The sequence below is a fragment of the Alcanivorax sp. NBRC 101098 genome (assembly GCF_001010505.1).
Taxonomy (GTDB): Bacteria; Pseudomonadota; Gammaproteobacteria; order Pseudomonadales; family Alcanivoracaceae; genus Alcanivorax; species Alcanivorax borkumensis.
Window position 1 is genome coordinate 382,771 of record NZ_AP014613.1, and the last position, 19,730, is coordinate 402,500.

A 19,730-nucleotide genomic window follows, 5' to 3' on the forward strand; every position below is an offset into this window, starting at 1 on the left:
AGGCCGATCATAATGTAATCTTCGACCTTACCCCGTCAGGGTAAGGGTTGCCACCAATCTGCGGGCCACTGAACATTTTCAAGCCGTCGCTGGTGAAAATCTAGCCGATTATAGCTATGCGGGCGCAACAGGAAAGAGGAATCTTGTCACAGAGCCCTCTTTCCTGTGTTTTTGCCCTGTTGTGCCGTATCAGGGTGTTGCTATCGGGCACCGTTAGTCACGTATTTTCAGGGAGTATGACTATGACACCGAGCCTGTCTGAATTTGCTCGGCGCGTTCCGCCTTTTCATGTGATGGCCTTGCTGGAGCGGGCACAAGCACTGTCGGCTCAAGGACATGACGTGATTCACTTGGAAGTGGGGGAGCCGGATTTCACTACCCCTGAGCCGGTGCTGGCAGCCATTCAGGACGCGGTAACGCACGGGTGCACCGGCTATACCCCTGCCGCTGGCCTGCCGGCACTGCGTGAGGCGATTGCGGACGATTACCGGAAGCGCTTTGGGGCTCAAGTCAGCCCGGCGCAGGTGGTCGTGACGCCAGGGGCGTCGGGGGCTCTACAGTTGGCGCTGGCGGCATTGCTCAATCCGGGGGACGGTGTGCTGCTGACCGATCCTGGTTACCCCTGTAACCGACAGTTCGTGCGCCTGGTGGGTGGCGAACCGCAGCCGGTGGTACTGCAGGCCGGCAACCATTTCAATGTGGACTCCGAAGCGTTTATGGCGCAGTGGCAATCCAATACTCGAGTGGCCATGGTGGCTAGCCCTGATAATCCCACCGGCAATATGGTGCCGGCGGAGGTTTTGCAGCAGCTGGCGCAGGGCGCGCAAGAAAAAGGCGGCATTTTGTTGGTGGACGAAATCTACCAGGGTCTGTGTTACACCCAGCCAGCGTCATCGGTGCTGGCTGGTTCGGCTCCTGTGTTGGTGATCAATAGTTTCAGCAAATATTTCTGCATGACGGGCTGGCGGTTAGGTTGGTTGGTGGCCCCGGAGCCGCTGGTGCCGGCCATTGAGCGGCTGGCTCAGAACCTGTTTCTTGCACCATCTACACCGGCCCAGTATGGGGCGTTGGCTGCACTGCAGGAACCGACCCTGACCATTTTGGAGCAACGACATCAATTATTGGCGCGCCGCCGCCAGTGTCTACTCAATGGTTTGGCACATTTGAAATTGCCGGTGGTGTCGCGGGCGGATGGTGCTTTCTATGTGTACGTGGATGTGAGTGATTACACCGACGACAGTTTTGCTTTCTGTGCGAACCTGCTGGAAAAGGCCAAGGTGGCTATGACCCCTGGGTTGGATTTTGGTCAAGGCCATGATCACCGGTATTTTGTGCGGTTGGCCTACACTTGCAGCGAGGCGCGGCTAACAGAGGCATTGCGTCGGCTGGAACAGTATCTGGAGTCCCTGTGAAGTTTGATCCCCCGCTGGAAACCGTAACGCTATTGCGGCGCTACAAACGGTTTATGGCAGATGTGGTTCGCGCCGATGGCAGCGAAATTACCGTGCACTGCCCGAACACCGGCTCCATGAAAAATTGTGTGTTGGGCGGGCCACAGCAGGCGCTGATTTCGGATAGTGGCAATCCGAAACGCAAATATCGCCACACCCTGGAAGCCTTGCAGGTGGCTCACGGCCACTGGGCCGGGGTCAATACCGCCCGCCCCAATGCGTTGGTGGAAGAAGCGGTGCGGGCCGGACAGTTCCCCATGCTGGATCCAACCAGTGGCGTGGAGCGGGAGGTGAAATACGGGGACAGTCGCTTTGACCTGGCGCTGGGCGAGCGGGCCGACCCACATACCTTTATTGAAGTGAAAAACGTCACCCTGGGTCCGGGGCCAGATGACAAGGATGACGGCGTCATCGCTTTTCCGGATTCGGTCACCGAGCGGGGCCAGAAGCACTTGCAGACGCTGATGGATGTGGTCGCGTCGGGAAAACGCGCGGTGTTGTTCTTTTGCGTTCAGCACAGTGGCGCCACGGCGGCGCGACCGGCGGATGAGATCGATGCCCGCTATGGACAGTTGTTGCGCGAGGCGATAGAGAATGGCGTGGAGGTGCTGGCCTGGAAGAGCGAGGTGTCGGCGCAGTGCTTCAGGCTAAAAGAGCCGTTGCCCCTTGATTTGTAGGGCTTATTTAATGCCCATTGCGCCGGATGTGGGATGCCGCCTCTGTGGCTCGGTGCTGTGCCCTTGGGGAAATGGGGCCTGCAAGTAAAGGGCTGGCGTTGATTAGGGGAGGTCCTGTAGTTGCTGCTGCAACAGGGTCACCTGATTACCCCAGTAGTTCATCGATTCGAACCACGGGAAGGCGGGGGGGAAGGCCGGGTCGTCCCAGCGTTTGGCCAGCCAAGCGTCGTAGTTGATAATGCGGCGAAGACGCAGCGGGTCGATTAGGCGGGTCTGATTCCAGGGGAACGGCAGGAAAGTGTCGTAGCCGCGAGCAAGGACCCGAAGCTGGTGCTGCTGCTCATCGTTATCGCCGGAGAGTAGCATCCAGATGTCTTGCATGGCAGGGGCTCGTAGGCTGTCGTCCAGATCCACAAAGTGGGGGCCGCCCTGATTGTCGGCGTTGGGCCGCCAGAGGATGTTGCCGGTGTGGCAGTCGCCATGCACGTTCAGTAGTGGGAACGCACTTTCGTTTAATTGTTGCGCCACCTTTTCCAGTATCTGACCGGTTACGTCCCGATATTGGCCGCGGTAGTTCAGGTCCACTACGTCGTCGCAAAGGAAGGTGCTGGCGGTACGGATGTCGTCGACGATCTGCAGGGTGGGACGCATCGTGTAGGGGCGGTCACTGCCGCAGGCATGCCAGCGGGCCAAGGTGCGACCCAGTTGCTCCAAGTGATCGTCGTTGGCCAGTTCCGGTGCGTGGCCGCCAGCGCGGCGAAAGACCGCAAAAGAAAAATCATCGCAGTGGAACAGGCTGGTGCCACCCTTCTCTATGGGGGCTACCACTGGCAAATCCCGTTCCGCCAAGAACAAACTAAAGGCATGTTCTTCGAGAATTTGTTCATCGCTCCAGCGCTGTGGACGGTAAAACTTTACAATCACCGGAGGGCCGTCTTCCTGTCCCACCTGATACACCCGGTTTTCAAAACTGTTCAGTTGCAGCAGGCGGCCGTCGCTGAGGAAGCCGGCGGCATCTACGGCATCCAGCATGTAATCGGGGGTCAGGTTATCGAAGGGATGAGACATGGACGGCCTATGTGATCAACAAGTAAGGAAGACGCTGTTGCGGTATTGGCCTCTGGCGTCAGGTTTGAGCATTCGGCTTACTACGCCGGCTGCGGCACTTCTCCGAGCCAGATTTCCTCGCCCCGCACTTCCAGTGGCACCGGGATCAGTTTGTCGCCACTACAGGGGCCAGACAAGCAGTTGCCGGTTTCCACTTCGAACAGGGCGCCGTGGTTGGCGCACATGATGAACTGGCTGTCGCTGTCCATAAATTCATCGGGCATGAAGTTCAGCTCAATGCCCAGATGCGGGCACCAGTTGAGGTAGGCATGGACTTGCCCGTCGAACTTTGCCACTAAAACGGGTTGGCCATCTTTCTGATATTCCCGTGCGCTTTCGTGCTCAATGTCGTTGATGTTGCAAATGTGTTCCATGGTTCGGCGCTGTCCGTAATGCTGTTCGGTGGAAATGTTTACAGGCTATCTCTGTCGTAGAAAAAAGACGGAGATTGGCGAGCGCCAATTTCCGTCTTAGGGCTATTCGCCTAGCGTGGCTTTGCGAAGCTGCAGGTGAACCTCAGCCGGCAAGCGCGGGCCAAATTCGCTGACGAGACGCGCAGAGGCGGCTGAGGCCAATTTCCCTGCGGCGACAAAGTCATGGCCGTGGGTAATGGCATACAGGAAAGCGCCGGCAAACATGTCGCCGGCCCCGTTGGTATCGATGGCTTTTACCGGAACCGGATCAATCCGGTGTGTGTGTTCACCATCCCAAGCCAAGGCGCCCTCAGCGCCGAGGGTTATCACGGCGGAGCCGCAGCGTGATTTAAGCGCCGCCAAAGCTGTGTCTACATTATCGGTGCCAGTAAAGCTGGTGGCTTCGGCTTCGTTGCAAAACAATAAGTCTACGCGTTCGCCGAGCATTTCATTCAGGCCGTCTTTGAAAAACTGGACCATGGCTGGATCGGAGAAGGTCAGTGAAGTTTTAACCCCGTGCTTCTCGGCCAGCTGGCGGAGTTTGATGGCAGCAGCCCGGGAGCTGTCGCCGCTGACCAAATAGCCTTCTAGGTACACATAGTGGCTGGCAGCGATGGCCGCCTCGTCCAGTTCTGCGTTGGACACTTGGCTTGAAATGCCTAGGTGGGTGTTCATGGTGCGCTCGGCGTCCGGGGTCAACATCACCAGGCATTTGCCGGAAACGCCGCTGTCTCGCGGCCCATTCATGTTGGTGTCTACACCGGCAGTGGTTAGGTCATCGACAAAGATGCTGCCGGTAGCATCGTCGGCCACTTTGCAGGCGTAGTAACTATTACCGCCGAAATAGCGGGTGGCGACCACGGTGTTGCAAGCGGAGCCGCCGCTGGTTTGCTTGCGGGGTTCGGCTTCATCGGTGAGAGCTTCAAGCAGTTCTGCCTGGCGGGCTTCATCCACTAACGTCATTAGGCCTTTGTCTACTTCCATACGCTGTAAGAAGGCGTCGCTGACCTCGATTTCCGTGTCTACTAGGGCATTACCGAGGGCGTAAACGTCATATTTCTTTGTCATGGAAGCTCCGAAGCGGATTGCAGGGGCGGCTATTATGGGCTGCCGGGCGCAGCATGCAAAATTTGTACGCTAGACGTGAGGCGTTTACCCCCCGGGAACATATTTGTTCCTCCACACTCATAAAGTACCCACAATTTTCTCTATACTCCGGCCCATGGCGAAAAAAACGAAAAAGTCCCCCGCAAAATCGCGGCGGCAACCCAGTCGAAAAAAGAAACCTTCCTCCTCGCGCCGGCGTTGGTTCAGTTGGCCATTTATCGCGAAAGTGAGCCTGGTGTGTCTGGTTCTGGGGGCGGCCGGTTTGGCGTACTTGGATGCATTGGTGCGCGAACGGTTCGATTCACATGCTTGGCAATTGCCCGCACGGGTTTATGCTCGCCCGGTGGAATTGTATGAAGGCCGGGTGTTGTCCAAAGATGACATGCTCAAGTTGCTGGATTTGATGCGTTATCGGCGTGATGCCCGAGCCAGCACGCCCGGTAGCTTTACCGTGCAAGGCCATTCTCTGCTGATTCATACCCGTGGCTTTAACGACAGTGATGGCGGCGAGCAGCCAGAGCGTATCCGTTTGTCCTTGTCCGGTGGCCAAATTCGCAGTCTGGAAGCCGGAGGTGACCGCTTGGCCCGGCTGGAGCCGCTGCAAATTGGCAGTATCCACCCCCAGCACGCGGAAGATCGGGTGTTGGTGCCGCTGGATAAAGCGCCGCCGTTGCTGGTGGATATGCTGATTGCCACTGAGGACCGCAGTTTTTACGACCACCACGGGATTTCTTTGCGCGGATTGAGCCGCGCAATGCTGGCTAACATCAAGGCCGGTAGCTTAGTGCAGGGCGGTAGCACCTTAACGCAACAACTAGTGAAAAATTTCTGGCTCAGCTCCGACCGGACCCTGTCACGTAAGCTGATGGAAATGCCAATGGCCTTGCTATTGGAGCTGCATTATAGCAAAGAGCAGATTCTCGAGGCTTATCTGAACGAGGTGTATCTCGGGCAAGATGGCGCCCGCGCTATTCATGGCATGGGGCTGGGTGCTCAGTTTCTGTTCGGCCGGCCGCTAACAGAACTGGAGCCTCATCAGCTGGCAACCTTGGTGGCGTTGCTCAAGGGGCCAAGCTGGTACGACCCGCGTCGTCGCCCGGAACGAGCCATGGAGCGTCGCAATACAGTATTAAAAGTGGCCCGCGACGAAGGCGCCTTGTCTAATGCGGATTACGAGAAATTCAGCGCTAGGCCTCTGGAAGTGGTGCCGCGGGGGGCGTCTGCACTGTATGCCTTTCCGGCGTTTATTGATCTGGTTCGCCGCCAGCTGGCGAGGGACTACCCGCCGGAAGTGCTCAGCGACGAAGGGTTGCATATTCACTCCACCCTGGATGTGTTGGCTCAGCTGGCAGCAGAAGGCTCGCTGAAGGATCATTTGGATCACCGTGACCCTAAGCAAGCTAAAAAGCTCAACGGTGCCGTGGTGGTAGTGGCCCCTGCTCAGGGTGACGTACTGGCGTTGGTGAGCAATCGCGATTCACGACAGGCCGGCTTTAACCGGGCGCTGGATGCGCAACGGCCGATGGGCTCGCTGGCCAAACCGGCGGTGGTGTTATCCGCCGTCGAGCAACCGAAAACCTACTCTTTGGCTACGCTAGTGGAAGACGGCCCCATTCAGGTGAAATTGCCCAATGGGAGCGTGTGGTCGCCGCAAAACTTTGATAAGAAGGCCAAGGGCGCCATGCCCATGGTGGATGTGTTGGCGCTGTCCCGTAACCAGGCCACAGCCCGGCTGGGTCTGGATGTGGGGTTAGATAAAGTGGCCGATACCATGAAGACCTTGGGGGTGACTCGAAATATTCCTCTGTACCCGAGTATTTTGCTGGGCAGTTTGGAGCTAACGCCGTTCGAGGTGGCGATGATGTATCAACCCTTGGCCACAGGCGGCTTTAGCACTCGATTACGCTCGATTACCGATGTGTTGGATAAGGATGGGCGGCCGTTAGCGCGTTATCCGGTTAGCACTGATGAAGTGGTGGACGCCGGGCCGGCGTTTCTGACCCAGTGGGCCATGCAACAGGTAGTCGAACAAGGCACTGCCCGGGCAGCCAGAGCGTCGTTGCCAGCGGACCTGAGAGTGGCCGGTAAAACCGGAACCAGTGACGATTTCCGTGATGCCTGGTTTGCTGGTTTCTCGGCCAATCATTTGGCGGTGGTTTGGGTCGGTCGCGATGACAATAAGAACGCGGGCATCACCGGTTCCAGTGGGGCTCTGCCCGTGTGGGCCAAATTGATGGGCAAGCTGCCCCAGCGCAGCCTGTCGCAAACGCCCCCTGCCAGTGTGAAATGGGTATGGATGAACAAGGACGGCCGCCGTGTTAGCGCAGAAGGCTGTGGCAATGCACGCCGTTACCCTATGCTGGTGGCATCCATTCCCGAAGATAGCGATGGTTGTGGCACAGTGAAGCAAACCGGTAAGGGCATCAAAGGGTGGTTTAAGGGGCTGTTTGATTAAGGGCCATGATTACTGTGGTTTGGGCGGGTTGCTAGCGGCCAGCACGATGCCGTTTAGGCGGCTTTCTCAATGGCCCTCTCAATTCAACCCGCGTTTAATACAATAGGGGGCAGAATGTTGTTTTTTCACAGGCTTGTTCGATTGTGTCTGCTGAGTGTGGTGATGGCAGGGTGTGCGGTGAAGCCCGTTATGCACGAGCCGCAGCAACCAATGAGCGCTAGCCAAGAACTGGAGGGCTCCCCGGCACTGAGCTTGTTAGCCAGTGCGGAACAGGCGAGGCAGCAAGGAAACAGCTCTCGGGCAGAACGGTATCTGGAGCGAGCGCTGAATATCGCCCCTGACTCATCTTGGCTATACAAGGAGTTGGCGGACTTGCGGCTCACTGAGGGTGATGCTCGCGGGGCAGAAGGTTTTGCTCTTAAAGCACTGCGGTTAGCGCCGGAGCATCCGGAGTATCAAGCCGGGTTGTGGGAGTTGGTGGCGACCGCGCGGGATCGACAGGGCGATGCGGGCGGAGCGAAAGCGGCTCGGGAGCGTGCGGCGGTATTGCGCGAACCGAAACCGCTTGAGGCATGACGCCGGCGGTAAACGCCGCTAAACGCGCCAAGGTGGCGTTTGGGCTGCATAGTTACGAGCACGATCCAAAAGCGCCAAGTTACGGGCTGGAAGCGGCGCAAGCATTGAACTTGCCGGTGGAGCGGGTATTCAAAACGCTGCTAGCGTTAGTGGATGGTGCCCCGGTGGTGGCCATGGTGCCGGTGGCCCATCAGTTGGATCTGAAGTGTTTGGCCCGCGCCCATGGGGGAAAGAAAGCCCAGATGTGTCCGGCGGACAAAGCCCAACGGCTAACCGGTTATGTGCTGGGTGGCATTAGCCCACTGGGGCAGAAGAAGCGTTTGCCGTTATATCTGGATAGTAGTGCTGCTGAGCAGGCGGAGATTTTCATGAGCGCCGGTCGCCGTGGCTTAGAGATCGCCATGGCGCCGCGGGATTTGCTGGCGCTGACCGGTGGGGAAATGGTGGCGCTGGTGCGCGACTGAGGCGATCGCTATTAAAGGCGCCTGTAGGCGCGCTCTGGAAGCGTGAACCTGCGCCTTGGCGAGGAAAGCCGTACCCGCTTCTCTGAGTAACGGGATAGGTTTCCTTGCCTTCAGGCAAGTTCGCGCTGCCGCGGGTTTCTCACCCTAAGCGTTGTTCCTACAGGTGATCCTGCCTGCTGTGCGTTTAAATTTTCCCGAAGGCCTTGCGAGCGGCGGTGATGGTTGCGTCGATATCGTCATTACTGTGCGCAGCAGAGACAAAACCGGCTTCGAATGCGCTAGGGGCCAAGTAAATACCTTGGTCCAGCATGGCGTGGAAGAAACGGTTGAAACGCTCGCTGTCGCAGGCCATGACTTCTGTAAAGCTGCTGATGCGATTTTGATCGGTGAAAAACAGCCCGAACATAGCACCGGCTTGTGCTGTGGTGAATGCCACCCCCTCGGCATGGGCGGCCGCTGTCAGCCCTTCCAGCAATCGGGTAGTTTTTTCGGCCAAAGCTTGATGGAAACCGGGCTCGCTGATCAGGTTGAGAGTCGCGAGGCCCGCGGCCATGGCCACAGGATTGCCGGACAGGGTGCCCGCCTGATAGACCGGACCCAGCGGCGCCAGATGCTCCATGATGGCTTGCTTGCCGCCGAAGGCGCCCACAGGCATGCCGCCGCCGACAATCTTGCCTAGGGTGGTCATATCCGGGGTGATGCCGTAATGGCCCTGGGCACCGCCCAAGGCAACCCGGAAACCACTCATTACTTCGTCGAAAATCAGCACCGCGCCGTTGTCGTCACATTGTTGGCGAAGGGTCTGCAGGAAATTTTCAGTGGCTGGAACACAATTCATGTTACCGGCCACCGGCTCCACAATTACGGCGGCGATGTCGTCGCCGTGTTCCTTGAAGGCTTGGGTGACGCTGGCGGCATCGTTGTAGTCTAGTACCAGGGTGTCGGCGGTCACTGCTTCCGGCACGCCGGGAGAGCCAGGAATAGCGATAGCGCCGGAGCCGGCTTTTACTAGCAGGCTGTCTACATGGCCGTGGTAGCACCCTTCAAACTTGATGATTTTGTTGCGCCCGGTATAACCGCGGGCCAGTCTAATGGCGCTCATGGTGGCTTCGGTGCCGGAATTGACCATGCGCACCATATCCATGGAGGGTACGAGCTCGCAGACCTTGTCGGCCATGGCCACTTCGGTGGCGGTGGGGGCGCCGAAACTCAAACCCTGCTCAACGGCTGCTTGCACGGCGGCGACTACATGGGGGTGATTATGACCGAGGATCATGGGGCCCCAGGAGCCCACGTAATCAATGTATTTGTTGTCGTCTTCATCGAACAGGTGTGCGCCACGGGCGGAATGGAAAAACACCGGTGTGCCGCCTACGCTTTTGAATGCCCGCACCGGGGAATTAACACCGCCGGGGATATGTTTTTGGGCCTGGCGGAAAAGCTGTTCAGAGTGCTTGCGGGGCATGGTGTGTCCTCTTGAATCAATTCGCTATGGGGCAGACCGGTTGGTCTGAAAGCAGGCACTGAGTTGGCGTGCTGCGGCTTCGATGGCATCCGTGTCGGTTTGTCCGAAGAGGGCGTGGATGACCGCCACGGACACGGCGCCAGCGTTGATCAGTTGCGGCGCATTATCCGGATTCACCCCGCCAATGGCTACCACGGGTTGATGAAACTGCTGGCACGCTTGGCGCAGTAAGGCCAGCGAGGCCGGTGGCGCTAAGGGTTTGGTGTGTGAGGTAAAGAAGCGGCCCATGGCCAAGTAATCGGCGCCGGCTTCAGCGGCGCGGGCGGCCAATGTCAAATCGCCGTGGCAGGTGACGCCGATAATACGTGAGCCGCCCAGTTGATCGCGGGCGGCTTTGATGCCGCCATCACTCTGGCCGATGTGGACTCCGTCAGCGTTTACTCGGGCCGCTAGGGCAGGGTCGTCGTTGACGATAAACAGAGCGTGGTATTGGTGGCACAGCTGGCGCAGCTGGGCGGCTCGGTATTCTCGCTGGGTGGGGCTGGCGGTTTTGTCCCGGTACTGCAGCAGTTTGGCGCCGCCACGCAGCGCCGCTTCGGCGGCGGGCAGCAGGTGCTCGTCCGGAGTCAGAGCCGGGTCGGTGATGGCGTAGAGGCCGTGGAGGCGATGGAGGGGCATGGCAGGCTCAGGGTTGACGGTTGGGTACGTATTGTCCCTGCCCGGGTTGAAAGGCATTGCGCAAGAATTTGTCCACGTGAGCCTGGCCATTGGCCACGGCACTGTGCAGCGACTGACCGTGGCCACGCAGACAGGCAATGGACGACGCCAGGGTGCAGCCAGAGCCGTGATAGCGGTGAGGCAATCGGTCCCAGTGCCATTGCTCTTCACCGGAGGGTGTGAACAGATGGTTGACTACCTGATCGGTATCGTCATGGGTGCCGGTGATTAGCGTAGCGCAGCCGCTACGCTGCACCAAGACTTGGCCGCAGCCACTAACGCTCTGTTGGCCGCTTAATGCCTGCGCTTCCGGTAAATTGGGGGTCATCACGTCGCACAGTGGTGCCAGGGTGTCGAGCATTACCTCGGCAAGGGATTCCTGCGCTAGGCTGCCGCCCGCTTCTGCGGCCAGTACCGGATCGAGAATCACCGGAACATTGGGCAGCCGTTTGAGTAGCTGGGTGATGAAGTCGACGATGGCGATGGAGCCGGTCATGCCGATTTTTATCGCTTGATAGTCCATGTCGTCGAGTAGTGCGTCAGCTTGCTGTTGCAGTAAGTCTATTTCGGTGAGCCGGAAGCCTCGCACATTCTGGCTATTCTGAACGGTGAGCCCGGTGATCAGGGTAGACGCGAAGCCGCCTAGTGCCTGAATGGCTTCAATGTCGGCATGGATGCCTGCCCCCCCGGAGGGATCGTGGCCGGCGATAACAAGAATGTTGGGTTTCATTGGAAGGCCTGATGCTAGTGCTTAATGCTGGGCGGCGGCTTAGCGCAGGTACCGCAGGGCGCCCAGTACGAGGTGCGCTTTAGAATGGTTTCACTATCACTAATAGCACAATGGCGATGAGCAGAAAAACCGGAATTTCGTTGAAGATGCGGTAGAACTTGTCGCTCTTGGTGTTGGCATCAGCGGCGAACTTCTTCATGTAGGACAAGCAAACGTGGTGATAGCCAATCAGCAGGAACACCAGGGCTAGCTTGGCATGCATCCAACCGCTGCCTTTATACGCATCAATGTTGGCGATGAACATCCATAGCCCAAGAACCACAGTGACAATCATGCTGGGGTTCATGATGCCCCGATAGAGTTTGCGTTCCATGATTTTAAAACGTTCGCGGCTCGGCTGGTCGTCCGCCATGGCGTGGTACACGAAAAGGCGCGGCAGGTAGAAAATACCGGCAAACCAGCAAATCACAGCAATCAAGTGGAAGGCCTTGATCCAGAGAAAGTAGTCGAGCGCAAACTGCATGGGATTTCCCTTATGGGTGGAGGCATTGGAGAGATGTTTCCAGTGGGCGTACACTATACAGACTTAACTCTATTCTTTCCGGTCCACTTGCTGCCGTCTTACGTAAAGGAGCGCTGTGAATAAGCGGCCACGTCATAGTCGTCTGATGCGTTACTACCTATTTCGCACTCGGCGTCTGAGTCGCCGCCAGCTGGGTTCTTGGCAGGACTGGAAATTGCGTGCGGTGTTCTGGTCCGGCGCTGTCATGGTCGGTTTGCTGGTGGTGGCGTTTGCTTGGGTGGCAGAGCTAGCGTCCCACACTTTCACCCAAATCCATGCCCGTTCTCCATATTTGCCGGTGTTAATAACCCCGGTGGGCATGGTGGTTATTGTCTGGTTAATGAGGCAGCTGGGCACCGAGTCGCAGGGTAGTGGTATTCCTCAAGTGTTGGTGGTGCTCAAGCAGCGTTACCATTGGTTGCGCCCCGCCTTTCTGTCGTTACGCGTGATCCTCAGCAAATTCGTGCTCACCTGCCTAGGGCTGCTGTGCGGCGCCAGTATTGGCCGCGAGGGGCCTAGTGTGCACATGGGCGCGGCGATGATGTATTCGGTGGGTCGGGTGGGCCAGCTTAATCAGAAATACGTGGATAATTCCTTAATCGTGGCGGGTGGCGCGGCAGGGGTATCGGCGGCGTTTAACGCGCCTCTGGCGGGGATTGTGTTCGCCATAGAGGAACTGTCTGGTTCTTTTGAACAGCGCACCAGCGGCACGCTAATTATGGCGATTATTCTTTCCGGTGTGGTGGTGCTGATGATAATGGGCCACTACAGTTTTTTCGGGCATCCAGACGGGGCGTTGGATATCACTCGGGACTGGGCCGCTATTGGCGTGACGGCGCTGGTGTGTGGTCTTCTGGGCGGTTTCTTCAGCCGGTTGTTGATAAAAGGAAGCCAGTTTCTCTCTCCCTATGCCAAGGAGCACCCTTATCGTGTGGTGGTGCTGTGTGCGCTAGTGGTGGTCTTTCTCGGCTTGATCACCGGGGGGGCAACCTACGGTAGTGGCTATGAGCAGGCCTCTACCTTGCTTAGCGGGGAACAGCCGGGTAACTGGACTTTTGCACTGGCGAAAATGTCCGCCACGTTGGTGTCTTATTTTACCGGGATTCCGGGTGGTCTGTTTTCCCCTAGTCTGGCTGCTGGCGCCGGTGTTGGTAACGTGGTGGGCGGTTTCTTTCCTGGCTCGTCGCTGGTGGGGGTAACGCTGGTGGCGATGGCGGCGTTTCTGGCCGGGGTGATACAGCGACCGATTACCTCCTTTGTGATCGTGATGGAGCTGACGGGCAACCGCCACGATATTCTGCTGCCGCTTATGGCGGGGGCGCTACTGTCGGCAGCGGTGGCTAAAATTGTCTGGCCTCGGCCGCTGTATGACTCTCTGGCTGATCGGCTTTCTGATGGTCAGGGTATGGCGCTGGAAAAGCCCCAGGACAAACCGGCGGAACGAGGCAACGAAAAAGCCGGGTCGATGGGCGCAGGGAAAGAGCCCGAGCGGCAACTGCCCGGGTGACCGTAACCTGGAAGGAGAGACGGTTATGGGGGCTTTCTTGCCGCTGATCGATGGCGCCCCTATCATGCAGGGCTTCCTTTTATTGATGCAGTTCAGGAGTGGGATATGTCTTCTCAGCCAGCACAAGCCAGTGCACCGCTGAAAGTGGGTGTGGTTGGCGGTACCGGGTATACCGGGGTTGAATTATTGCGCCTGTTGGTTAACCACCCCCATGCAGAATTGGATGTGATTACCTCTCGTGGCGAAGCTGGTGTGGCGGTGGCTGACCTGTTTCCCTCCCTGCGAGGACGAACTGATCTGGTCTTCAGTGAGCCGGACGCAAAGCGGCTGGCAGGCTGTGACATGGTGTTCTTTGCTACACCCCATAATGTAGCTATGCGGATGATGCCCGAACTAATGGACGCCGGTGTGCGGGTGGTGGATCTGTCAGCAGATTTCCGGCTGAGGGATCATGAGCTGTGGAGTGAATGGTACGGGGAGCCCCATGCCTGCCCAGAGTTGCTGGCGGATGCGGTTTATGGCTTGCCGGAAGTGAACCGCGAAGCGATTCGTGACGCTCGGTTGGTAGCCTGCGCCGGTTGTTATCCCACCTCGATTCAGCTGGGCTATTTGCCGTTGTTAGAAAACGGCTGGATCAAACCCGATCAGCTGATCGCTAATGCGGCCAGTGGCGCCAGTGGTGGCGGCAAAAGTGCCAAGGTGCCGATGTTGCTGGCGGAGGCTGGAGAGAGCTACAAGGCTTATGGCGCCAGCGGCCACCGACATTTGCCAGAGATCGAGCAAGGGCTGGCGGATATCGCTGGTGGCCCGGTAAGCGCTACATTTGTTCCGCATCTTATTCCCATGATTCGTGGTATTCATTCCACCCTTTACGGTCAGCTCACCGCGTCGGCGCCCCCGTTGGAAGAAATTCAGGCAGCGTTTGAAGCCCGTTATGCCGATGAGCCCTTTGTAGACGTGATGCCGCTGGGTAGCCACCCGGAGACGCGCTTCGTTAAAGGCGCCAATATGTGCCGGCTGGCATTGCATCAGCCTCGGGGTGAGAGCGTGATTGTTGTTTTGTCCGTGATTGATAACTTGGTGAAAGGGGCGTCAGGCCAGGCGGTGCAGGCCATGAATATTATGTTTGGCTTGGATGAGGGGGCGGGACTGGCAGTGGTTCCGCTGGCGCCATAATCATGGCAAGGAAGCCAAAAAGCCGCGCGGGCATTGATGATGTGGTGTTGATGCCGGTGAGCCCTTCTCAGCAGAAGAAGCGGCGTCGGGTTTTGGTGTTAGTGGCACTGTTTGCTGGGGTGCTGCTGTTTTTAATTGGCGGTTGGTTGGGCGCAGGAGGTGTCATGGACGCCTCCGACTCCAACCGCCGTCTGCGTGGGGAAGCCAAGATCCTGCAGGCTGAATTGGACACCGCGCGTAGCCAGCTGGCAGTTTTTCGCGCGGATTCAGAGCTGACTTTGGAGGCTCGTGAAGAGGTGCGTCAGGAGATAAAGGCATTGCAGGATCAAGTCGCGGAACTCGAAGAGGCGGTGCTATTTTATAAAAATGTTATGGCACCGGGCGGTAGCGAGGGGGGCTTGCAGATTGAAAAGATGACGCTGCAGCACAATAGCGACACTGGCGAATATTTGTACCGTGTCGTCCTGGTACAGTCTGGGGATAACCGGGGTTATCTGTCCGGTGATATTAGCTTGCAGTTGCGCGGTGAAAAGAATGGTAAAGCGTTTATTGTTGCTGGCAGCGATTGGCTTGAAGAGGGCAGCGAGACCCAATTCAGATTTCGCTACTTCCAAGAGCTGAACGGCCGATTTAAGGTGCCTGAAGGGGTGGCGGTGCAGGCGCTGGATGTGGATGCTGAGAGCGGCGGCATGAGCCGTTACGAGACACAAAAAACGATAAAGTGGCAGTAGGAGAATCGTGTGCTAAGCCGATACAAAAAAAGCTCGATGACTACAGGATCGTCGTCCCAGGATTACCGTAACCACACATTGATTGCGCCTAGCGCAACCGTCCGTGGTGATATTGAATTTTCCGGTGGTTTGCATATCCAAGGTACCGTGGAAGGCAGTGTCAGTGTGGGCGAGGAGGGGGGCCGCTTGGTAATCGGTGAAAGCGGTGTGGTTAAAGGTGAAATTCGGGTTGCTCAGGTGGTAATTAATGGGCGTGTAGAAGGCGATGTGCACGCCACGGAGAATCTTGAGCTGGCAGAAAAGGCCTCAGTGGAGGGCAATGTATACTATCGCATGGTTGAGATGGTCATGGGGGCGCAGGTGAATGGCAAGTTGGTGCGTCTGGATGACGAACGTCGAAATCTGCCTGCGCCGGATGCCAAAAAGGTTACCAAGCCAGAACCGGCTGAGACGCCAGCCGAAGAGAATGTGGTAGGGAAGGGGAGTGCGGATAATTCTTGACTGTTTTAGTCGGGTACTAGAACATGATCAGTCCGTTCAGGAGGGTTCGTACCTGAGTGGCTTTTCTTCTGCCCAAATGTCAGCCGATAGCGAGAGTATGATCGAGTCAGCACCGATTTCATTTACCGATGCCGCCGCCGCCAAAGTTAAAGAGCTGCGTGACGACGAAGGAAATCCGAACCTCAAGCTGCGTGTTTATATTACCGGTGGTGGGTGCGCAGGGTTCTCTTATGGTTTTACTTTCGATGAGACGGTGAACGAGGACGATACTTCGGTAGAGAAAGAGGGCGTCATTTTGCTGGTGGACGCCATGAGTATCCAGTATCTGGATGGCTCCGTGGTCGACTACGAAAAAGGCCTGATGGGCTCACGTTTTGTGGTGAGCAACCCTAATGCGGCTACTACTTGTGGTTGCGGGTCTTCTTTCTCGGTCTAGTCGGCTGTTGAAAACCTTCTTGCCTGCTCAGCTTTTTAGGCCGGTTCGCAATCTAGGTGCAACTTTTAGATTGCGCATCTTTAGCCATCTAAAAGAGCGCAACGGATGTGCTCTAAGTACATTTTGACCACTTTTCAGTGGCCCGCGACCGACTTTTCTGTGTTCCCTTCAGATTTTGCGCTTTGCATGATACGCCTGCTGCTGTCATAAAAAATTCACCGTTCAATCAACAATTCGTCGCTTTTCGGGTAGATACTGAACCCATGATGACGACAAAACCGACATTTCAACGAATGACCGCCGCAGACACCCGGGCCATGTGCTGGTTGCTACAGCAGCCACAGGCAGCCCGTCGTGCCCGTTTGGCGCGGATGGTCTCTCGCTTCGGCGATGGCCCGTTTTATGTGGCTTTGACGCTATGTATATGGGGGATGGATCGCCAGGGTGGCAGTGAGTTTGCTCTCACTGCGATGGTGGCCTACGCCCTTGAGATGCCGTTGTTTGTATTGCTCAAGCATCTAATCAAGCGGCCTCGACCGGCGGATGCGCTGGAAAGCCTGTCGGCATTTATCCAGCCGGCGGATCGATTCAGCTTTCCGTCTGGACACACTGCGGCAGCCTTTGTGATGGCGTCTTTGCTTTGCGTGTTTTACCCGCCGGTGATAGCTCTTGCGTTGGGCTTGGCGCTAATGGTAGGGCTGTCGCGAGTGTTGCTTGGGGTTCATTATCCTTCGGATATTTTTGCTGGAGCCGCCCTTGGCTTTGGCTGTGCCATGATTGGTCTCTGGCTGGTTTAAGGTGCCAGCTTCAAGCTGAAAGACACCAAGCGCTGGCAGTGCCAACTGATAGTTGCCGAGCTGTGCTTTGGCACCTTGCCTTCTTGATCACGGTAAAGTGACCTGCCCCAATATGGTCTCCCTTGACGCGCCGGTAACCACTGGCGCATTGCCTGCTTTTTCTTCCATGCGAGCCCAGGCCAGCCAAGCAAAGGCGGCAGCTTCCACCCAGTCTGGGGCTAATCCCTGTTTGGCGGTACTGGTGACTGGGGTGCTGAGTAGCGCTTGGATGCGCTCTAGCAAGTGTTGGTTATGGGCGCCGCCGCCGCAGATCAACACTTGGTCCGGTTGGAAGTCACTGAGTGCATCGCTGATTGAGTGGGCGGTGAGTTCTGCTAGTGAGGCCTGGACTACGCTGGCAGTGAGTGAATGATTCGCAAGTTGTTCGTTTAGCCAGTCAAGGCTGAAACGTTCCCGCCCAGTGCTTTTGGGGGGGGGCAGCCGGAAATAGGGGTCGCTCAGCAAGGTGTTGAGTAGGGCTAAGTCGGGCTGGGCGCTGGCAGCCCAGTCGCCGTTGCGATCATAGGCCCGCTGGTGATGTTGCTGAATCCAGCTATCCATCAATACGTTGCCCGGCCCGGTATCAAAGCCGCCGCTGAGCTGGCCATTCTCTAGTAGCGTCACATTGGCCATGCCGCCAATATTTACTACTGCGATGCGTTGATCGGGGCGAGCGAAAAGCTGTTGGTGGAAGGGCGGTACTAGCGGGGCGCCTTGTCCACCCAGAGCGATGTCTTTATTGCGGAAGTTGCTAACCACGGCGATGCCCGTTTTCACAGCGAGGGTGTCTGGGCAGCCCAGCTGCACGCTGAAGCCGGCAGCGTGTGGGCGGTGACGAACGGTCTGTCCGTGACAACCGATGGCGCGAACTTGTTCTGGTGCGATGGCCGCCTGGTCGAGCAGAGTCTGGCAGGTGTTCGCGTAGTGTTCAGCCAATTGAAGGCTGACGGCGCCGGCCCGGTCAATTTCGTTATTGCCCGGCTGGCAGAGGCCGAGAATCTCGCCGCGAAGGCTCTCAGGGATGGGTTGGCTCAGGGTGCTGACCAGTGTGAAATGGTTGTCACTAATGTTGGCGATGACAGCGTCGATACCGTCCAAACTGGTGCCAGTCATCAGCCCTATGAATAGGGCGGGTGGGGCCTTAGAAGACATCGCTGCTGGCCAGTGTTGAGGCTTCGGAGAACAGGGTCATTTGTGCCTTTAGCTGGTTGGCGGCGATCAGAAACTCCGCTCTCTCATTGTCGTTGATGCCGCGAGCCTTAGGAAGGGGTACGGTCAGTGGATTGCGGTGAACGCCGTTGATGCGGAATTCATAGTGCAGGTGCGGGCCCGTGGCTAGGCCGGACATGCCCACGTAGCCAATGGTTTGGCCCTGCTTCACTCGGCGGCCTACGCGCATGTCTTTGGCAAAATTCCGCATGTGAGCGTAGAGGGTGGTGTAGCTCTGACCATGCTTGATGATTAATACATTGCCGTAGCCACCTTTTATGCCGGCGAAGATGACCTTGCCGTCCCCGGCCGCCTTGATCGGGGTGCCGGAGGGGGCGGCGTAGTCGATCCCTTTGTGAGCGCGAATGCGGTTAAGAATGGGGTGTTTACGGCCTAGGCTGAAGCGTGAACTGATGCGAGAGAAGGCTACCGGGGTGCGGATGAATTCCTTACGCAGGGAGCCCCCCTTGATATCTAGGTATTCCACATCCCCGGATAGGGTTTCATAGCGAAAGGCTGTCAGGTGGCGGTCCCGATTCCAGAACTCGGCCATCAATATGTCGCCGACCCCCACTTTTTCGCCGTCCAAGTAGAGTTCTTCGTAAAGGATGCGGAAGCGATCACCCTTGCGAATATCCAGAACAAAATCCACATCCCAGGCGAATAGATTGGCTAGTTGTAACGTCAGCTTGTCACTGATTCCAGCGGCTGCACCGGCGAGGAATAATGAGTCGGTAATTTGAGCCTGGGCAAAACGGGTTTGTTTCTGATATTCGCGCTGGCTGATACGAGTCTGCCAGCGGCCATTTTTGAGGCGAGCGGTGAGGGTTTCCACCCGGGAGGGGTGATACTGTACTGCGGTCAGCGTTTGTTCGTCACTAATGGCAACCTGCAGGGTGTCGCCAGGGCGCAAAGAGGCTAATCGCTCCAGCCGTGTATCACTGCCGATCAGCTTGTAAACTTGTTGAGCTCCAATACCTAGAGGCTGGAGTAGGGAGGATAGGCTGTCGCCAGCTTTTACCGTCACCGTTTGCCATTCTGTGACAATAGTGGCGGGCTTGTTGGTGGGTTGTGGTGTCGGTGTTACGCGTTCCGGCAGACTTATGTTTTGGATGCGTTCCGGGGCGGGTTCGGTACTGTCGGGGCGAAAAGCAATCAGGATGACGCCGCCCAGCAATACCATGCTCAGCAGTAAATGGGTGCGTGGGAACTGGCGCACCAGCCTGCCGGCAGCAGAGATAAGTTGTTTCATTGAGAGTCTGTGAAGCCTGAGTTGAGTAAATAGAGACTGGCGCGCTCCGTGGAGCGCAGCGGAAAACTGGCTTGCAAAGATACTCGCCTTCTCTGGCCGCGTTCAAGTGCTACAATGATGCGCTTTCGTTAATGGGTCTGGAAATTAGAGGTAGGTATGGCCACGGTGGATCAGCAACTGGCACTTATTACCCGCGGGGCGGATGAGATCATCCAGCAAGAGGAGTTGCGGAAAAAACTGGCATTAGGCCGACCGTTACGAGTGAAAGCGGGCTTTGACCCCACCGCCCCGGACTTGCATCTGGGACATACAGTATTGATCAACAAGCTGCGCCAGTTCCAGGAGTTGGGGCACGAGG

General features: G+C 57.2%; 21 protein-coding genes (1 of these 21 running past the window's edge). 12 read left to right on the forward strand and 9 right to left on the reverse strand.

The window, feature by feature from the left end; genetic code table 11:
- The first annotated feature begins 236 nt into the window (after positions 1–236).
- Positions 237–1,412: an aminotransferase class I/II-fold pyridoxal phosphate-dependent enzyme gene (locus AS19_RS01770; RefSeq protein ID WP_046961642.1), complete on the forward strand. Its 1,176-nt coding sequence runs from the start codon at positions 237–239 to the stop codon at positions 1,410–1,412.
- Positions 1,409–2,128 carry a DNA/RNA nuclease SfsA gene (gene sfsA / locus AS19_RS01775; RefSeq protein ID WP_046961643.1) on the forward strand — a complete coding sequence of 240 codons (720 nt, stop codon included), beginning with the start codon at positions 1,409–1,411 and terminating at the stop codon, positions 2,126–2,128. Before AS19_RS01770 ends, sfsA begins: the two co-directional genes overlap by 4 nt.
- Positions 2,129–2,230: 102 nt before the next feature.
- On the opposite strand, the gene AS19_RS01780 is transcribed toward sfsA, so the two are convergent.
- From AS19_RS01780 to AS19_RS01790, 3 genes are all read right to left on the reverse strand, one after another.
- Positions 2,231–3,196 carry a serine/threonine protein kinase gene (locus tag AS19_RS01780; RefSeq protein ID WP_046961644.1) on the reverse strand — a complete coding sequence of 322 codons (966 nt, stop codon included), beginning with the start codon at positions 3,194–3,196 and terminating at the stop codon, positions 2,231–2,233.
- Between the two features lie 80 nt (positions 3,197–3,276).
- The gene (locus tag AS19_RS01785) at positions 3,277–3,609 is read right to left on the reverse strand and encodes a Rieske (2Fe-2S) protein (RefSeq protein ID WP_011587644.1); all 333 of its coding nucleotides are present in this window, start codon (positions 3,607–3,609) and stop codon (positions 3,277–3,279) included.
- A 102-nt stretch (positions 3,610–3,711) separates the two neighbouring features.
- Positions 3,712–4,716, reverse strand: a complete 1,005-nt coding sequence (locus AS19_RS01790; RefSeq protein ID WP_035459383.1) for an adenosine kinase — start codon at positions 4,714–4,716, stop codon at positions 3,712–3,714.
- A gap of 154 nt (positions 4,717–4,870) precedes the next feature.
- Here AS19_RS01790 and mrcB point away from each other — a divergent pair, with 154 nt between their 5' ends.
- From mrcB to ybaK, 3 genes are all read left to right on the forward strand, one after another.
- Positions 4,871–7,210, forward strand: a complete 2,340-nt coding sequence (mrcB, locus tag AS19_RS01795; protein WP_046961645.1) for a penicillin-binding protein 1B — start codon at positions 4,871–4,873, stop codon at positions 7,208–7,210.
- A 114-nt stretch (positions 7,211–7,324) separates the two neighbouring features.
- Positions 7,325–7,786 (forward strand): tetratricopeptide repeat protein, encoded by a 462-nt coding sequence (locus AS19_RS01800; RefSeq protein ID WP_011587647.1) that lies wholly within the window; start codon positions 7,325–7,327, stop codon positions 7,784–7,786.
- Positions 7,783–8,250 (forward strand): Cys-tRNA(Pro) deacylase, encoded by a 468-nt coding sequence (ybaK, locus tag AS19_RS01805; protein ID WP_046961646.1) that lies wholly within the window; start codon positions 7,783–7,785, stop codon positions 8,248–8,250. Before AS19_RS01800 ends, ybaK begins: the two co-directional genes overlap by 4 nt.
- Positions 8,251–8,434: 184 nt before the next feature.
- Here ybaK and hemL read toward each other — a convergent pair whose 3' ends face one another.
- The 4 genes from hemL to hemJ all read right to left on the reverse strand — a co-directional run bounded on the left by hemL (position 8,435) and on the right by hemJ (position 11,685).
- Complete coding sequence (gene hemL / locus AS19_RS01810) at positions 8,435–9,715, reverse strand: glutamate-1-semialdehyde 2,1-aminomutase (RefSeq protein ID WP_011587649.1); 1,281 nt, start codon at positions 9,713–9,715, stop codon at positions 8,435–8,437.
- 24 nt (positions 9,716–9,739) lie between these two features.
- On the reverse strand, positions 9,740–10,393 hold the full coding sequence (gene thiE, locus AS19_RS01815; protein WP_046961647.1) for a thiamine phosphate synthase: 654 nt from the start codon (positions 10,391–10,393) through the stop codon (positions 9,740–9,742).
- A gap of 7 nt (positions 10,394–10,400) precedes the next feature.
- Positions 10,401–11,162: a hydroxymethylpyrimidine/phosphomethylpyrimidine kinase gene (locus AS19_RS01820; RefSeq protein WP_011587651.1), complete on the reverse strand. Its 762-nt coding sequence runs from the start codon at positions 11,160–11,162 to the stop codon at positions 10,401–10,403.
- Between the two features lie 79 nt (positions 11,163–11,241).
- A complete protein-coding gene (hemJ, locus tag AS19_RS01825) occupies positions 11,242–11,685 on the reverse strand; it encodes a protoporphyrinogen oxidase HemJ (protein WP_046961648.1) in 444 nt (147 codons plus the stop codon).
- Positions 11,686–11,800: 115 nt separating this feature from the next.
- Here hemJ and AS19_RS01830 point away from each other — a divergent pair, with 115 nt between their 5' ends.
- The 6 genes from AS19_RS01830 to AS19_RS01855 all read left to right on the forward strand — a co-directional run bounded on the left by AS19_RS01830 (position 11,801) and on the right by AS19_RS01855 (position 16,872).
- Positions 11,801–13,231, forward strand: a complete 1,431-nt coding sequence (locus AS19_RS01830; protein WP_011587653.1) for a chloride channel protein — start codon at positions 11,801–11,803, stop codon at positions 13,229–13,231.
- A 105-nt stretch (positions 13,232–13,336) separates the two neighbouring features.
- Positions 13,337–14,407 carry an N-acetyl-gamma-glutamyl-phosphate reductase gene (gene argC / locus AS19_RS01835; protein WP_046961649.1) on the forward strand — a complete coding sequence of 357 codons (1,071 nt, stop codon included), beginning with the start codon at positions 13,337–13,339 and terminating at the stop codon, positions 14,405–14,407.
- Positions 14,408–14,409: 2 nt separating this feature from the next.
- The gene (locus AS19_RS01840; RefSeq protein WP_011587655.1) at positions 14,410–15,138 is read left to right on the forward strand and encodes a DUF6776 family protein; all 729 of its coding nucleotides are present in this window, start codon (positions 14,410–14,412) and stop codon (positions 15,136–15,138) included.
- Positions 15,139–15,174: 36 nt separating this feature from the next.
- Entirely contained in the window at positions 15,175–15,639 is a 465-nt protein-coding gene (locus tag AS19_RS01845) for a polymer-forming cytoskeletal protein (protein ID WP_035459362.1), read from the forward strand.
- Positions 15,640–15,715: 76 nt separating this feature from the next.
- Positions 15,716–16,075 carry an iron-sulfur cluster insertion protein ErpA gene (gene erpA, locus AS19_RS01850; RefSeq protein WP_041704763.1) on the forward strand — a complete coding sequence of 120 codons (360 nt, stop codon included), beginning with the start codon at positions 15,716–15,718 and terminating at the stop codon, positions 16,073–16,075.
- A gap of 263 nt (positions 16,076–16,338) precedes the next feature.
- Complete coding sequence (locus AS19_RS01855) at positions 16,339–16,872, forward strand: phosphatase PAP2 family protein (protein WP_011587658.1); 534 nt, start codon at positions 16,339–16,341, stop codon at positions 16,870–16,872.
- Positions 16,873–16,959: 87 nt separating this feature from the next.
- Here AS19_RS01855 and AS19_RS01860 read toward each other — a convergent pair whose 3' ends face one another.
- Both AS19_RS01860 and AS19_RS01865 read right to left on the reverse strand, forming a co-directional pair.
- Positions 16,960–18,063 carry an anhydro-N-acetylmuramic acid kinase gene (locus AS19_RS01860; protein WP_082116338.1) on the reverse strand — a complete coding sequence of 368 codons (1,104 nt, stop codon included), beginning with the start codon at positions 18,061–18,063 and terminating at the stop codon, positions 16,960–16,962.
- Positions 18,053–19,372: an OapA family protein gene (locus AS19_RS01865; protein ID WP_035459353.1), complete on the reverse strand. Its 1,320-nt coding sequence runs from the start codon at positions 19,370–19,372 to the stop codon at positions 18,053–18,055. The genes AS19_RS01860 and AS19_RS01865 overlap by 11 nt, the downstream gene beginning before the upstream one ends.
- A 156-nt stretch (positions 19,373–19,528) precedes the next feature.
- On the opposite strand from AS19_RS01865, the gene tyrS reads away from it, so the two are divergent.
- A protein-coding gene (tyrS, locus tag AS19_RS01870) for a tyrosine--tRNA ligase (RefSeq protein WP_011587661.1) crosses the window boundary here: on the forward strand, positions 19,529–19,730 show its start. The gene runs 998 nt beyond the window's last position; the window shows 202 of its 1,200 coding nt (coding positions 1–202); the start codon lies at positions 19,529–19,531; its stop codon lies off the right edge, out of view.

Bases quoted from the DNA above. Each gene is read 5' to 3' on its own strand.
- AS19_RS01860 (WP_082116338.1), bottom strand. From the start codon at position 18,063: ATGTCTTCTAAGGCCCCACCCGCCCTATTCATAGGGCTGATGACTGGC.
- AS19_RS01840 (WP_011587655.1), top strand. From the start codon at position 14,410: ATGGCAAGGAAGCCAAAAAGCCGCGCGGGCATTGATGATGTGGTGTTG.
- AS19_RS01820 (WP_011587651.1), bottom strand. From the start codon at position 11,162: ATGAAACCCAACATTCTTGTTATCGCCGGCCACGATCCCTCCGGGGGG.
- AS19_RS01780 (WP_046961644.1), bottom strand. From the start codon at position 3,196: ATGTCTCATCCCTTCGATAACCTGACCCCCGATTACATGCTGGATGCC.
- AS19_RS01785 (WP_011587644.1), bottom strand. From the start codon at position 3,609: ATGGAACACATTTGCAACATCAACGACATTGAGCACGAAAGCGCACGG.
- argC (WP_046961649.1), top strand. From the start codon at position 13,337: ATGTCTTCTCAGCCAGCACAAGCCAGTGCACCGCTGAAAGTGGGTGTG.
- AS19_RS01790 (WP_035459383.1), bottom strand. From the start codon at position 4,716: ATGACAAAGAAATATGACGTTTACGCCCTCGGTAATGCCCTAGTAGAC.
- AS19_RS01845 (WP_035459362.1), top strand. From the start codon at position 15,175: ATGACTACAGGATCGTCGTCCCAGGATTACCGTAACCACACATTGATT.
- mrcB (WP_046961645.1), top strand. From the start codon at position 4,871: ATGGCGAAAAAAACGAAAAAGTCCCCCGCAAAATCGCGGCGGCAACCC.
- thiE (WP_046961647.1), bottom strand. From the start codon at position 10,393: ATGCCCCTCCATCGCCTCCACGGCCTCTACGCCATCACCGACCCGGCT.
- hemJ (WP_046961648.1), bottom strand. From the start codon at position 11,685: ATGCAGTTTGCGCTCGACTACTTTCTCTGGATCAAGGCCTTCCACTTG.
- AS19_RS01770 (WP_046961642.1), top strand. From the start codon at position 237: ATGACTATGACACCGAGCCTGTCTGAATTTGCTCGGCGCGTTCCGCCT.
- AS19_RS01855 (WP_011587658.1), top strand. From the start codon at position 16,339: ATGATGACGACAAAACCGACATTTCAACGAATGACCGCCGCAGACACC.
- AS19_RS01865 (WP_035459353.1), bottom strand. From the start codon at position 19,372: ATGAAACAACTTATCTCTGCTGCCGGCAGGCTGGTGCGCCAGTTCCCA.
- erpA (WP_041704763.1), top strand. From the start codon at position 15,716: ATGTCAGCCGATAGCGAGAGTATGATCGAGTCAGCACCGATTTCATTT.
- hemL (WP_011587649.1), bottom strand. From the start codon at position 9,715: ATGCCCCGCAAGCACTCTGAACAGCTTTTCCGCCAGGCCCAAAAACAT.
- AS19_RS01800 (WP_011587647.1), top strand. From the start codon at position 7,325: ATGTTGTTTTTTCACAGGCTTGTTCGATTGTGTCTGCTGAGTGTGGTG.
- ybaK (WP_046961646.1), top strand. From the start codon at position 7,783: ATGACGCCGGCGGTAAACGCCGCTAAACGCGCCAAGGTGGCGTTTGGG.